11 protein-coding genes are annotated in these 13296 nt (G+C 68.2%); 6 read left to right on the top strand and 5 right to left on the bottom strand.

Going from position 1 to position 13296, the window contains the following annotated elements; all coding sequences use genetic code 11:
- Positions 1–5: 5 nt before the first annotated feature.
- Both MBR110_RS17085 and MBR110_RS17080 read right to left on the bottom strand, forming a co-directional pair.
- Positions 6–956 (bottom strand): DUF979 domain-containing protein, encoded by a 951-nt coding sequence (locus tag MBR110_RS17085; RefSeq protein ID WP_059622830.1) that lies wholly within the window; start codon positions 954–956, stop codon positions 6–8.
- The gene (locus MBR110_RS17080; protein ID WP_011881919.1) at positions 953–1642 is read right to left on the bottom strand and encodes a DUF969 domain-containing protein; all 690 of its coding nucleotides are present in this window, start codon (positions 1640–1642) and stop codon (positions 953–955) included. The genes MBR110_RS17085 and MBR110_RS17080 overlap by 4 nt, the downstream gene beginning before the upstream one ends.
- Before the next feature lie 370 nt (positions 1643–2012).
- On the opposite strand from MBR110_RS17080, the gene MBR110_RS17075 reads away from it, so the two are divergent.
- Together MBR110_RS17075 and MBR110_RS17070 are read left to right on the top strand one after the other, a co-directional pair.
- A complete protein-coding gene (locus MBR110_RS17075) occupies positions 2013–2237 on the top strand; it encodes a hypothetical protein (RefSeq protein WP_006399758.1) in 225 nt (74 codons plus the stop codon).
- Positions 2238–2519: 282 nt separating this feature from the next.
- Positions 2520–3635, top strand: coding sequence for a diguanylate cyclase domain-containing protein (locus MBR110_RS17070; RefSeq protein ID WP_059734793.1), 1116 nt, complete (start codon positions 2520–2522; stop codon positions 3633–3635).
- On the opposite strand, the gene MBR110_RS17065 is transcribed toward MBR110_RS17070, so the two are convergent.
- Positions 3625–5874, bottom strand: a complete 2250-nt coding sequence (locus MBR110_RS17065) for a putative bifunctional diguanylate cyclase/phosphodiesterase (protein ID WP_175900202.1) — start codon at positions 5872–5874, stop codon at positions 3625–3627. The genes MBR110_RS17070 and MBR110_RS17065 overlap by 11 nt on opposite strands.
- 334 nt (positions 5875–6208) lie before the next feature.
- A complete protein-coding gene (locus MBR110_RS17060; RefSeq protein ID WP_059990929.1) occupies positions 6209–7168 on the bottom strand; it encodes a LysR family transcriptional regulator in 960 nt (319 codons plus the stop codon).
- A gap of 164 nt (positions 7169–7332) precedes the next feature.
- Here MBR110_RS17060 and MBR110_RS17055 point away from each other — a divergent pair, with 164 nt between their 5' ends.
- The 3 genes from MBR110_RS17055 (at position 7333) to mmsB (ending at position 11217) form a co-directional block, all read left to right on the top strand.
- Positions 7333–8658, top strand: a complete 1326-nt coding sequence (locus MBR110_RS17055; protein WP_126220800.1) for an MFS transporter — start codon at positions 7333–7335, stop codon at positions 8656–8658.
- A gap of 127 nt (positions 8659–8785) precedes the next feature.
- Positions 8786–10312: a CoA-acylating methylmalonate-semialdehyde dehydrogenase gene (locus MBR110_RS17050; protein ID WP_011881914.1), complete on the top strand. Its 1527-nt coding sequence runs from the start codon at positions 8786–8788 to the stop codon at positions 10310–10312.
- 14 nt (positions 10313–10326) lie between these two features.
- Positions 10327–11217 (top strand): 3-hydroxyisobutyrate dehydrogenase, encoded by an 891-nt coding sequence (gene mmsB / locus MBR110_RS17045; protein ID WP_059734786.1) that lies wholly within the window; start codon positions 10327–10329, stop codon positions 11215–11217.
- A 106-nt stretch (positions 11218–11323) separates the two neighbouring features.
- Here mmsB and MBR110_RS17040 read toward each other — a convergent pair whose 3' ends face one another.
- A complete protein-coding gene (locus MBR110_RS17040; protein ID WP_034193802.1) occupies positions 11324–11656 on the bottom strand; it encodes a hypothetical protein in 333 nt (110 codons plus the stop codon).
- 871 nt (positions 11657–12527) lie between these two features.
- Here MBR110_RS17040 and MBR110_RS17035 point away from each other — a divergent pair.
- Entirely contained in the window at positions 12528–13292 is a 765-nt protein-coding gene (locus MBR110_RS17035; protein ID WP_011881909.1) for a DUF4397 domain-containing protein, read from the top strand.
- Positions 13293–13296: the final 4 nt, after the last annotated feature.

Genomic DNA, 13296 nt, shown 5'->3' with positions numbered 1-13296 from the left:
TCTCGTCAGTAGCGGAATACGAACGCGTACATCAGCAGCGTATTGACGGCCAGCAGCAGCACGGCGGTCGGCCACTGCGCCTTGATCACGCCGTTCTTGTCCTTCAGTTCCAGCAGCGCGGCCGGCACGATGTTGAAGTTCGCGGCCATCGGCGTCATCAGCGTACCGCAGAAGCCGCTCAGCATCCCGATCGCCCCGAGGATCGCCGGGTTGCCGTGAAACTGATGGACGATCAGCGGCAGGCCGATGCCGGCCGTCATCACCGGGAACGCCGCGAACCCGTTGCCCATGATCATCGTGAACAGCGCCATCCCGACCGTGTATGCGGCAACGACCGCGAACGGCGAATCGACCGGCACCCAGTCGCGCACGAGCCCCGACACCACGCCGCCGACGCCCGCGAGCGCGAACAGCGCGCCGAGCGCCGCGAGCATCTGCGGCAGGATCGCGGCCCAGCCGACGGCGTCCATCGTGTGACGCGCCTCTTTCAGCGCATGAACGGGCGAATCGCGCAGCATCGCGAGCGCGACGGCGAACGCGACGAGCGTGCCGAGCACGAGCGAGATCAGCGTCACGCTCTTCGGTTCGACGAACGGCACGAGCTTGAGCACGAACGTGCCGATCAGCGTGACGACGGGAATCAGCAGCGCGGGCAGGAACAGCCTGTTGCCGAAGCGCAGCGCGTTCGCCGCGCGCCGCGCGGCCGCCGCCTCGCCGGCTTCGTCGGACTTGCCGCGGCCGAGCTTGCCCGAGCCGGCGATCAGCGCCAGCGCGATCGCGAGACAGCCCGTCACGAAGTGCGGTAGCAGCGCGCCGAACAGGAACGTCAGCGCATAGATGGCCCAGAACGCGAAATTGACGACGCGGCGCGGGTTCGTGCGGTCCATCAGGTTGAAGCATGCGAACGCGGCGAACATCGCGCCGGCCACCGTGTACAGCGGTTCGAGGCCGATCATCGCGCGCCCTCCCGCGCGAACGCGCCGAAGCCGCGCGACAGCCGCCGGTCGAGCAGCGCGAGCCGCGCGCAATGGATCAGCAGCGCGGCGAGCGCGGTCGGAATCGCCCACACCGACAGCTGCAGCGGCTCGATCGAGATGCCGTTCTGTTCGAGAAAGCCCTTGATCAGCAGGATCGACTGGATCGCGATGAAGATGTCCTCGCCGAAGAACACGGCGACGTTGTCGGCCGCCGAGGCGTGCGCGCGGATCTGCTGGCGCACCGACTCCGGCAGCTCGCCGTGGCGGCCGACCGCCGCGGCCTCGGCCATCGGCGCGATCAGCGGCCGCACCATCTGCGCGTGGCCGCCGAGCGACGTGAGGCCGAGCGCGGCGCTCACCTGGCGCAGCACGAAGTACAGCATCAGCACGCGCCCGGTCGTCGCCGCGTGCACGCGCGAGATCATCCGCTTCGCCTGCTCCTTCAGTCCGTTGCGCTCGAGCAGCGCGATCACCGGCAGCGTCAGCCAGATGAGGCCCATGTAGCGGTTCTCGGCGAACGCCTTGCCGAACGCGCTCACGATGCCGACGATGTCCATCCCGCCCGCCAGCCCCGTCGCGAGCCCGGCGATCGTGACGACCAGCAGCGCGTTGAAGCGCAGCGCGAAACCGATCACCACGATCGGCACCCCAATCAGCACCAGCATTGCCGCTCCTTCCGTTGGATGCGCGGCGCCGTCCCGGCACGCCGCAGGCCCGGTTTCGAACGGGTTCAGGCGGCAAAATCTAACACGAGAATTTATCGATAAAAAGTCGATGATTTGCGGCTTCGGGTAAACGTTGAAGCGTGCCGGCACGCGGCGGCGGCGCGCCGTCGGCAGGCTGCGGCGGTCGCATGGCGTCGGTGCGCGGCGCGCCGCGCCGGCACGGGCGCACGCCGGGCCGCGTGGCGCGGCACCGGTGCGGCGACCAGGGCATGTTCACGCTGATAACGGGCTTGCGAACGAGCCTTTGCGCCCGCCGGGCAAGGGAACATGCCCTAAACTGGAAAGCATCGCAACGTATGGGAGAGCCGCCATGATCGACGTATTTCAGACCATCGGCAGCCGCGCGTTCTCCGCTCATCTGGCGAAGGACGGGATGGTGACGTTGATGGAGCAGCGCCACGAGGTCGACCGCGTGACGCTCGCCACCGCGTACGCCGCGCTCGTCGAGGCATCCGAGCAGGAGGCCGATCTGCGCGACGCGACCGTCGAAGGGATGATGCGCGCGCTGATCCAGGGGTACGCGCGCAGCCATTGACCCGAGCCGCGCCGCCGAGGCGGCGCGTCGGCCGGCAACCCCGACCCGCGTGCGACATCGCGTCGTGCCTGCGCGGGCATCCGGCACGTTCCCGCATCCGGCGCGATAATGGCGCGCTGCGCGGCCCGCCTGCCGCAGCGTTCGGCGGTCTCGCGCGCAACCGTTGGCGCGCCGCGCCGGCATGCAGGCGCGAGCGCCGGCCGACCGGCCGCGTTCGCGCGGATCCGATCCCGATGAAACGCCGCCACACTCCCTCAGCCATCGCGCAATCCGGCATCGATCATGACCAGTGACTTCACCCGCCCGCCCGGCGGCTCGCATGCGGCGCTCGACACTGCGCGCGGGCCGCGCACGCCGACCGCCGACACCCCGGCGATGGTTCTGCTGGTCGACGACCAGACGATCGTCGCCGAGGCGATCCGGCGCGCACTCGTCGACGAGGAAGGGATCGACTTCCACTACTGCCCGCGCTCGGACGACGCACTGGCCGTCGCGATCGACACGCGCCCGACGGTGATCCTGCAGGATCTCGTGATGCCCGGCGCGGACGGGCTGAGCCTCGTGAGCGCGTACCGCGCGAACCCGGCGACGCGCGACGTGCCGATCATCGTGCTGTCGACCCAGGAAGACCCGGCGATCAAGAGCACGGCGTTCGCGTGCGGCGCGAACGACTACCTCGTCAAACTGCCGGACCGCATCGAGCTGGTCGCGCGGATCCGCTATCACTCGCGCTCGTACATGAACCTGCTGCAGCGCGACGAGGCCTATCGCGCGTTGCGGCAGTCGCAGCAGCAACTGCTCGAGGCCAATCTGGAACTGCGGCGCCTCACGCACTCGGACGGCCTCACCGGGCTGTCGAACCGCCGCTACCTCGACGAATATCTGGCCGCCGAATGGCGCCGCGGCGCGCGCGAGCGCAGCGAGCTGTCGCTGCTGATGATCGACGTCGACAACTTCAAGCTGTACAACGACACGTACGGGCACGTGTCGGGCGACGGCGTGCTCAGGCAGGTAGCCGCGACGATCGAGCGCTGTCTCGCGCAGTCGGGCGATTTCGCCGCGCGTTTCGGCGGCGAGGAGTTCGCGGTCGTGATGCCGGCCACGACGCCGGGCGCCGCGCGGCTGCTCGGCGAGAAGATCCGCCTCGCGGTGGAGGCGTTGCGGCTGGAGCACACGCATTCGTCGACGGGACGCTACGTGACGATCAGCATCGGCGGCGCGAGCATCGTGCCCGCGCCGGGCGTGCCGGCCACCTTGCTGATCGAAGCGGCCGATCGCGCGCTGTATCGCGCGAAGCACGGCGGCAAGAATCGCGTCGACGTGGATGCGCAGCCCACGCCGGCGCCACGGGGGCCATCGGCGCCCGGCAGCGATCCCGACCGCTCGCCTACGCGGTGACGAGGCGGCGCGCGTAGTCGGCCGCTTCGAGCGGCCGGTCGAACAGGTAGCCCTGCTGCATGTCGCAACCGATCTGCTGCAGGAACCGCGACTGCGCTTGCGTCTCGACGCCTTCCGCGGTCACCTTCATGCCGAGCGAGTGCGCCATCGCGACGACGGCCTGCGTGATCGCCACCGAGTCGCGGTGATCGGGCACGCCCGACACGAACGAACGGTCGACCTTCAGGTTGTGCAGCGGGAAGCGCTTCAGGTAAGCGAGCGATGAATAGCCGGTGCCGAAGTCGTCGACGGAGATCCGCACGTTCAGGTCCGCGAGCGCTTCGAGCATCGGCAGCACGGTTTCCGTGTCGTTCATCAGCACGCCCTCGGTGATTTCGAGCTGGAGCGCGCGCGGATCGAGCTTCGTCAGCGCGAGACAGCGGTAAACCGATTCGACGAGGCCCTCGTGGAACTGCCGCGGCGACAGGTTGACGGACAGCATCATGTCGGGCGCGATCGTGCGGCGCCATTCGGCGGCCTGCCGGCAGGCCGTTTCGAGCACCCATTGGCCGATCGCGACGATCAGGCCCGTGTCTTCCGCGACCGGGATGAACTCCGCCGGCGACAGCGGGCCGAGCTCCGGACTGGTCCAGCGCAACAGCGCCTCCGCGCCGACCGTGCGGCCGCTGCGCGCGTCGACGACCGGCTGGTACGCGAGCCGCAGCGCATCCGACGAGATCGCGCGGCGCAGCGACTGCTCGATCGCGAAGCGGCGCTGCAGCCGCAGGTTCAGCTGCGCGGTGAAGAACGTGAAGTGGTTGCGACCGCGCTGCTTCGCGTCGTACATCGCGGAATCGGCGTTGCGCATCAGCGTGGCCGCGTCGTCGCCGTCGCGCGGCGCGACGCTGATGCCGATCGACACGCCGAGCCAGTACTCGTTGTTCGCGATCTCGAACGGCTTCGCGATCGCGTCGATCACCTCGCGCGCGAGCGCGGCCAGCGCGTCGGGATCGTCGCAGTCCTCGACGAGGATCACGAACTCGTCGCCGCCGACGCGCGTGAGCGCATGGCGGCCGCTGCCGCATACGACGAGCCGCGCCGCGACGCTGCGCAGCAGCGCGTCGCCGGCGTCGTGGCCGGCCGTATCGTTGACTTTCTTGAAGCCGTCCAGATCGATGAACAGGACCGCGACGCGCGCGGGCCCGGCAACCGGGTCGCGCTTGCCGAACAGCTCGCGCATCCGCTCGGACAGCCAGCGCCGGTTGTACAGCCCGGTCAGCGCATCGCGCGTCGCCAGATAGCGCAGCTGCTGCTGAGCCTCGCGCACGGGCCCGATGTCGTGGAACGACAACAGCACCGATTCCGGCTGCGTCGCGCCCGGCTTGACGATCGGCACCGCGTTGCCGCGCACCCAGATGATGTCGCCGTCCGCGAGCCCGAAGCCCGCCGCATAGTCGAGCTGCGAGGCGCCCGTGACGAGCGCGCGCCGGCTCGGCCAGTCGTCCGGCGCGATCGACGTGCCGTCCTCGTGCACCTTGTAGAGAATCACCGTCGACAGCCGGCGCCCGACCAGATCGCCCTTCACGCGCATCATCCGGTGCGCGCTCGGATTGCACGCGGTCACCACGCCGTCGCGCGACACGACCAGGATGCCTTCGTTCAAGCTGTTGACCACCAGCCGATGATGTTCCTCGCTGCGCACCAGTTGCCGAGCGATCGAATCCTGGTGCACCGCGAGGCCGACGCTATTGCCGATATCTCGCAGCAGGTCGGTTTCGGTGTCGGTCGGACGCCGCGGCTCGTGATGGTAGACGGCGAACGCGCCGAGCACGGTGCCCGCGTCGTCGAGAAACGGCACCGACCAGCACGCGCGCAGGCCGAACGACAGCGCGAGCGCACGATAGTCGGCCCAGAGCGGATCGGTTTCGATGTCCTCGACGGCGACCATCCGGCGTTCGTGCATCGCCGTGCCGCACGAACCGACGGCCGGCCCGATCGGCAGGCCTTCGATCGCGGCGCTGTACTGTTCAGGCAGCGACGGCGCCGCGCCGACGTGCATGTGGATGCGATCCGCATCGAGCAGCAGGATCGAGCAGGCCGCCCCGTCGCCGAGCAACGCCTCGGCACGCCGGCATACCTCGAGGAGCAACTCGGGCAGCGGCGTGTTGCGCGTGATCAGCCGCAGCACACTCTGCTCGGACGCGAGTACTTCCGCTGCGAGCCCGGCGCTGTAGCGAGAACTTTGCGGTTCGGTATTCAATATGAATGCTGCCGTCAGTTCGACCGGGCTATTGCGCCCGATTCGTTGGTTTTATGTGCACCCTTTATCGCCCCGCGTCGACAGGCCCCGCGGTGCGTCCCCTTTCGTGCCCGCCCCGAGCGCGCACGCCATTACATTTAACACCAATCCATACAAAACAGTACTCTCGCTCGCATCGGGGCTTACGCTCAGTCAATCCGCGCGGCCCCAACAGCGCCCCGATTTATCCGACGATTCACGCGCGCTCAGGCCCGTGGCGCCTGCCGGTGGAACCGTTTCCCGCCGCTGCGCCGTCGCGCGCGGGCCTGCGCCGCGCCGCCCGCCCGGCACCGCGTCACGGCGGATCGCCGACGAAGCGCAACTGCGACGACTCTCCCATCAGCAACGCGCGATTGAGCTCGGCGGCCGCGCGCAGGTAATCCCACAAGGCGGTTACGCGCCGCAGCTTGCGCAGATCTTCGCGACAGGTCAGCCAGAAACAGCGCGTCACCACCACGTCGTGCGGCAACACCGGCACGAGCGCCGGCTGCGTGGCGGCCATGAAGCACGGCAGGATCGCGAGCGCGCCGCCCTGCAGCGCCGCGAACACCTGTGCGATCACGCTCGTGGTGCGCAGCCCGGCCGTCGCGCCCGGCACCGCGCGCTCCAGGTACAGCAATTCGCTGCTGAACGCGAGATCGTCGACGTAGCTGATGAACGCATGCTGCGCGAGGTCGTCGGTGCTCGCGATCGGCGGATGGTTCGCGAGATAGTCGCGCGTCGCATAGAGCCGCAGCTGATAGTCACATAGCTTCGTGACGACGTAAGGGCCGCGCTCCGGCCGCTCGAGTGTGATCGCCAGATCGGCTTCGCGCTTGGGCAGGTTGACGAAGTGCGGAACGGGCAGCAGATCGACCGTCACGTGCGGATGCGCGACGCGGAACTGCGCAAGCTGCGGCGCGAGGAAAAAGCAGCCGAAGCCTTCGGTCGAGCCGATCCGCACATGGCCCGACAGCGCGTGGCCGGTATTGGCGAGCTGATCACAGGCGGATTGCACGGTCGTCTCCATCGCGTCCGCATACGCGACGAGCCGCTGCCCCTCGGCCGTCAGCGTGAAGCCGCCCGAGCGCGACTTGTCGAACAGCAGCGTGCCCATCGCGGTTTCGAGCGCGCGAATGCGGCGCGCCACGGTCGTGTAGTCGACGCCCAGCCGCTTGGCCGCCCCGCTCGCGCGCTGCGTGCGCGCGACTTCGAGGAAAAAGCGCAGGTCGTCCCAGTTCAGGCTGCCGGAAGCCGGCTCGGTGGATGGTCGCATCGGTGCGAAAGGCAGGGAAAGGCGGGTGTCTCCGGGCCGGCCGTCGATATGCAGAAATGCATAACCAACCGGATTTCTTGTCGGTACATCATGGATCTGCGCATAACTATACTCGACCGTGACCTGCGGACCATGAGCCGCGGGCAACAAAATCAGGAGACACCATGCAGACCCGATCCACCCTCGATGAGCACGCGGCCGTCGCGGCGGCGGCGCCGGCGCCCGCCCGCACCGCGAAGCACTATCTGCTGGCCGGTTGGGCCAGCATGGCCGGCACCACGATCGAGTGGTACGACTTCTTCCTGTACGGCACCGCCGCCGCGCTCGTGTTCAACCGCATCTTCTTCCCGTCGCTCGATCCGGTCGTCGGCACGCTCGCCGCATTCGGCACGTTCGCGGTCGGCTTCATCGGCCGGCCGATGGGCGGCATCGTGTTCGGCCACTTCGGCGATCGCATCGGCCGCAAGTCGATGCTGATGATCACGCTGCTGCTGATGGGCGTGCCGAGCATGATCATCGGGCTGATCCCGTCGTACGAGCACATCGGCTACTGGGCCGCCGCGCTGCTGATCGCCATGCGCTTCCTGCAAGGGATGGCCGTCGGCGGCGAATGGGGTGGCGCGGTGCTGATGGCCGTCGAGCACGCACCGAAGGGCCGCAAGGGGCTGTTCGGCAGCCTGCCGCAGACCGGCGTCGGGCTCGGACTGATCCTGTCGTCGGTCGCGATGGCCGCGGTGGCCGCGCTGCCCGAAGCCGACATGCTGTCGTGGGGCTGGCGCGTGCCGTTCCTCGCGAGCATCGCGCTGGTCGGCCTCGGCTGGTTCATCCGTGCGAAGGTGCCGGAGTCGCCCGACTTCGAGAACGTGCGGCGTCAGGGCAAGGCCGAGAAGTCGCCGGTGACGGCCGCGCTGCGCCGCCATCCGCGCGAGGTGCTGACGATAGTCGGCGCGCGTGCCGCCGAAAACACGTGGTTCTACATGGTCGTCACGTTCTCGCTCGCCTATGCGACGCAGCAGCTGCACCTGCCGAAGGCCGAGATGCTGCACGCGATCACGGCAGGCGCCGCGCTGTCGCTCGTCACGATGCCGTTGTGCGGCCATCTCGGCGACCGCATCGGCCAGCGCCGGATGTTCGCGCTCGGCCTCGTGCTGATGTGCGCGTTCGCCGCGCCGTTCTTCATGCTGCTCGGCACGCAGCAGACCTCGTATGCGTGGTGGGCGATCGTGCTCGGCCTCGGCGTCGTGTTCCCGATTCTGTATGCGCCCGAGTCGCTGCTGTTCGCGCAGCAGTTTCCCGCGGAAATCCGCTACAGCGGCATTTCGCTGTCGGTGCAGCTGGCCGGCGTGATCGGCGGCGGCTTCGCGCCGATGATCGCGACGTCGCTGCTCAAGGCCGGCGGCGGCCAGCCGCACTACGTGATCGCGTATCTCGTCGGCTTCGGCGCGTTCGCGCTGCTGTGCACCGCGCTCATGCGTCCGGCCCGGGCGTAAGCCGCGCCGCACAACGCTGCACCGCAATCCCTTTTTCCGTTCGACCTCACGTTCGCCGCCGCTGCATGCGCGGCGGACGCGGGGCGACCATTTTTCCCGCACCCACACCGTTTCTCCGGAGAGTGACATGAACGCAGCAGTTCCCCAGACCACCCTCGCGCTGCCCACCGCCAAGCTGCTGATCGACGGCGCCTTCGTCGAATCGCGCAGCGCCGAATGGGGCGACATCGTGAACCCTGCCACGCAGCAAACGATCGGCCGCGTGCCGTACGCGACGCCCCACGAGGTCGATGCCGCGATCGCCGCCGCGCAGCGCGCGTTTCAGACGTGGAAGACGACGTCGATCGGCACGCGCCTGCGCATCATGCTGAAGTTCCAGGAGCTCGTGCGCCGCAATCTCGAGCGGATCGCGCACACGCTGACCGCCGAGCAGGGCAAGACGCTGCCCGACGCGCAAGGCGACATCTTCCGAGGGCTCGAAGTGGTCGAGCATGCCTGCTCGATCGGCACGCTGCAGCTCGGCGAATTCGCCGAGAACGTCGCGGGCGGCGTCGACACCTACACGCTGCGCCAGCCGATCGGCGTCTGCGCCGGCATCACGCCGTTCAACTTCCCGGCGATGATCCCGCTGTGGATGTTCCCGATGGCGATCGTGTGCGGCAACACGTTCGTGCTGAAGCCGTCCGAACAGGACCCGCTGTCGACGATGGAACTGGTCGAGCTGGCGATCGAGGCCGGCGTGCCGAAGGGCGTGCTCAACGTCGTGCACGGCGGCAAGGACGTGGTCGACCGGCTCTGCACGCATCCCGACATCAAGGCGATTTCGTTCGTCGGCTCGACGCGCGTCGGCACGCACGTGTACAACCTCGGCAGCCAGCACGGCAAACGTGTGCAGTCGATGATGGGCGCGAAGAACCACGCGGTCGTGCTGCCCGATGCGCATCGCGAGCAAACGATCAACGCGCTGGTCGGCGCGGGCTTCGGCGCGGCCGGCCAGCGCTGCATGGCGACGTCGGTGGTCGTGCTGGTCGGCAGCGCGCGCGACTGGCTGCCCGAGCTGGTGGAAAAGGCGAAGACGCTGAAGGTCAACGCGGGCTCGGAGGCAGGCACCGACGTCGGACCGGTGGTGTCGCGCAGCGCGAAGGCGCGCATCCTGTCGCTGATCGACGCGGGCGTCAAGGAAGGCGCGAAGCTCGAGCTCGACGGCCGCGACGTGACGGTGCGCGGCTACGAGCAGGGCAACTTCGTCGGCCCGACGTTGTTCTCGGGCGTAACGACCGACATGACGATCTACCGCGAAGAAATCTTCGGCCCGGTGGTGGTCGTGATGGAAGTCGACACGCTCGACGAAGCCATCGCGCTCGTCAACGCGAACCCGATGGGCAACGGCGTGGGCCTCTTCACGCAAAGCGGCGCGGCCGCGCGCAAGTTCCAGAGCGAGATCGACGTCGGCCAGGTCGGCATCAACATCCCGATCCCGGTGCCGGTGCCCTACTTCAGCTTCACCGGCTCGCGCGGCTCGAAGCTCGGCGATCTCGGCCCGTACGGCAAGCAGGTCGTGCAGTTCTACACGCAGACCAAGACGGTCACCGCGCGCTGGTTCGACGACGACGCGACGGCCGGCGGCGTGAACACCACGATCGCATTGCGCTGAACGGGAGCATGACCATGGATATCGCATTCATCGGGCTCGGCAACATGGGCGGCCCGATGGCCGCCAACCTGCTCGCCGCCGGCCATGCGCTGACGGTGTTCGACCTGGACGCGCACGCGCTCGACGCGGCAGTGCGCGCCGGCGCGACGGTGGCCGGGTCGCCGCGCGACGCGGCCGCGCGCGCGTCGCTGGTCGTCACGATGCTGCCGGCCGCGCAGCATGTGCGCGCCGTCTATCTCGGCGATGACGGCGTGCTGGCCGGCGCTCGCGCCGGCGCGACCTTCGTCGACTGCAGCACGATCGACCCGGACACCGTGCGCGCCATCGCCGACGCGGCCGCGCAGCGCAACTTCGCGTTCGCCGATGCGCCGGTATCGGGCGGCACGGGCGGCGCGCAGGCCGGCACGCTGACCTTCATGGTCGGCGCGGAGGCGGCGCTGTTCGCGCGTATTCGCCCGTTGCTGCTCGACATGGGCAAGAACGTCGTGCATTGCGGCGGCACGGGCACCGGCCAGATCGCGAAGATCTGCAACAACCTGCTGCTCGGAATCTCGATGATGGGCGTGTCGGAAGCGATGGCGCTCGGCGCAGCGCTCGGCATCGATCCGGTCGTGCTGGCCGGCATCATCAACACGTCGACCGGCCGCTGCTGGAGTTCGGAAACCTGCAACCCCTACCCCGGCGTGAACGATGCGGCGCCCGCCGCGCGCGGCTATGCGGGCGGCTTTGCCGCGAACCTGATGCTCAAGGACCTCGGCCTCGCGACCGAAGCCGCGCGCCATGCGCGCCAGCCGGTGTGGATGGGCGCGCTCGCGCAGCAGCTGTATCAGTCGATGAGCCAGCATGGGCTCGGCACGCTCGACTTCTCCGCTTGCGTGAAGCTGTACGACGCGCAGCCGGCGTGACGTGCCAGATGCGCGCGGCACGGCCCGCGCCGCCGGTAGACGGCGGCGCGGGCCGGTAGCGCGGATTGCACGGCGGATCGCCGCAGTCGTGCGGGTGACGCGATGCTCAGCTGCGCGGGTTCGACGCCGTCTCGAAGGTCGGATGGCACTCGAACGCCAGCTCCGAGCGCGCGTCGACGCGGCGGCCGCCGGTCAGCGACTCCTGCTTCAGGCTCGCGCGCATACCGCGCTGCGTGCAGTAGCTGGTCGCTTCGCTGACGGCTTTTTCATGGGCGTCGGCCCACGTCGTCGACACGCCGAGCGTGCGCGTCGTCACGGTGAAGACGTTCGGGTTCGACGTCGTGGTCACGTCGGAGGCGGTCGAGCACGCGGCGAGCAAGCATGCAGCCGCCGCGATGGTCAACCATCGCAGGGATGGAAAAAGTACTGGGATGGACATGAGGGCAAGCGCGCGTCGATTCGACGGCATCGGACAACATGGGCGACAGTATGCCTGCATGATCGCCGAAGATCATGCCCTTTTCAGTGAACAGATTGTTTCGGCTGGTTAAACGATCGCTGGGCGCTCGGCGGGTGGCGCCGCCCGGGACGCGCTGTGTCGTTGCCGTGGCGCGTGGTGTTTGTGCGAGTCGACGGTTGCTTGCGGAGTCGTCGGCGCGCGGCGCATGGCGACCTGAAACTGTGCGCGCTGCTCGATGCACTGCCGATCGCTCGGCAGGACATGCATAGGTTCATGCATGGAGCACGATGCTCCGATGCGCGGGTATTCGGTCGGAGGTGCAGCGCCCCGAGCGTGTTCAGCATGTCGAGCGCCGCTGAGGTCGCCCGCATGTCGCGTGTGCGTCGGCGGATGCGCATCGAACTCCCGTGTCCAGCTGACCGCTCATCATCAATGGTTTGCTCCAATCAGATCGATGCGTACGCAACCAACAAGAAGTAGCCATCGACTACGTCCACGCGCATTGCTCTCATGAATCGAGTTGCGTTTTAAACGCTTTTCCTGCATGTGCGGATTCGGCCGCGATGAGAGCGTCATCTCGTAGGGCGCCGAATCGCTCTTTTTACAAACGTGTGCCGCGAATCGCGCGCTCGCGCATCACGCGCATCACGCGCATCGCGCGTCGTGCGCAACGCTCCCACCGTCGGCGCGATCGCGCGCATCTCGCCGTGCGGGCACGCGCGTTGCGGCATCCATGCGCCGCCGCTCTGGCGGACAGCAATCATTCTTCAATCCAGGCGCTGCGTCCCGCGCGATGCTCCGCGCGGCGACACCGCATCGCCAGCAGGTAACTCCTGAACGAGAGGACGACATGAAATCCATTCGAACGATAGTGGCGCTGTGCTCGGTCATCACCATGCTCACGGCATGCGGTGGAGACGGCAACGACGTCGGCACCGTGCTCGGCATCTCGAAGCCGCAGGCACGCTTCATCAACGCGGTGCCGGCCGGCCCGAACCTCGACTACTACCTGAACGCGAAAGTCGATGCGTCCGGCGTCGCGTACAAGGGCGTGACCCGTTATCACGACATCGACTCGGGCACGCAGAACGCCAGTTACGACATTTCGGGCACCAACGCCACCGTCGCGTCGCAATCGTTCAGCGCGGCCAACGGCCACCACTACACGACCGTCGCGCTGCCCAGCACGTCGTCGCCGATCTCGGTGATCGACGATCCGTATGACAAGGGCCTGCTGTCGGACAAGGCGCGCGTACGCGCCTTCAATGCGTCGCCGAACGCGCAGAACGTCGACGTCTACGTCGTGCCGCCGGGGACGGACATCAACACGCAGAGCCCGACGCTCTCCGGCGCGGCGTACCAGAACGCGGCGCCTGCCACGGGCCAGGACTCGATCTATCTGAACGGAGGCAGCTATCAGGTGATCGTCACGACTGCCGGCAGCAAATCGCCGATCCTGACGACTCCGCCGGTGACGATCAACAACAACGCCGACTGGCTGCTCGTGACGATCCCGTCGGGCGGTATCGGTGACGTAACGCCGAACGACATCCACGTGCTCGTCGCCCAGGGCAACGATGCGGACACGTCGGCGCAGGAACTCGGCCCGCAGTAAATGA

Source organism: Burkholderia sp. MBR-1 (assembly GCF_013822785.1).
Classification (GTDB): domain Bacteria; phylum Pseudomonadota; class Gammaproteobacteria; order Burkholderiales; family Burkholderiaceae; genus Burkholderia; species Burkholderia vietnamiensis.
The sequence above is the reverse complement of the archived record's forward strand: the minus strand, read 5'-3'. Positions and strand labels throughout refer to the sequence as shown.

Excerpts from the sequence above, each read along its gene's own strand:
- MBR110_RS17040 (WP_034193802.1), bottom strand. The coding sequence starts at position 11,656 with ATGTCCATCCCAGTACTTTTTCCATCCCTGCGATGGTTGACCATCGCG.
- MBR110_RS17050 (WP_011881914.1), top strand. The coding sequence starts at position 8,786 with ATGAACGCAGCAGTTCCCCAGACCACCCTCGCGCTGCCCACCGCCAAG.
- MBR110_RS17035 (WP_011881909.1), top strand. The coding sequence starts at position 12,528 with ATGAAATCCATTCGAACGATAGTGGCGCTGTGCTCGGTCATCACCATG.
- MBR110_RS17055 (WP_126220800.1), top strand. The coding sequence starts at position 7,333 with ATGCAGACCCGATCCACCCTCGATGAGCACGCGGCCGTCGCGGCGGCG.
- MBR110_RS17070 (WP_059734793.1), top strand. The coding sequence starts at position 2,520 with ATGACCAGTGACTTCACCCGCCCGCCCGGCGGCTCGCATGCGGCGCTC.
- mmsB (WP_059734786.1), top strand. The coding sequence starts at position 10,327 with ATGGATATCGCATTCATCGGGCTCGGCAACATGGGCGGCCCGATGGCC.
- MBR110_RS17060 (WP_059990929.1), bottom strand. The coding sequence starts at position 7,168 with ATGCGACCATCCACCGAGCCGGCTTCCGGCAGCCTGAACTGGGACGAC.
- MBR110_RS17075 (WP_006399758.1), top strand. The coding sequence starts at position 2,013 with ATGATCGACGTATTTCAGACCATCGGCAGCCGCGCGTTCTCCGCTCAT.
- MBR110_RS17085 (WP_059622830.1), bottom strand. The coding sequence starts at position 956 with ATGATCGGCCTCGAACCGCTGTACACGGTGGCCGGCGCGATGTTCGCC.
- MBR110_RS17080 (WP_011881919.1), bottom strand. The coding sequence starts at position 1,642 with ATGCTGGTGCTGATTGGGGTGCCGATCGTGGTGATCGGTTTCGCGCTG.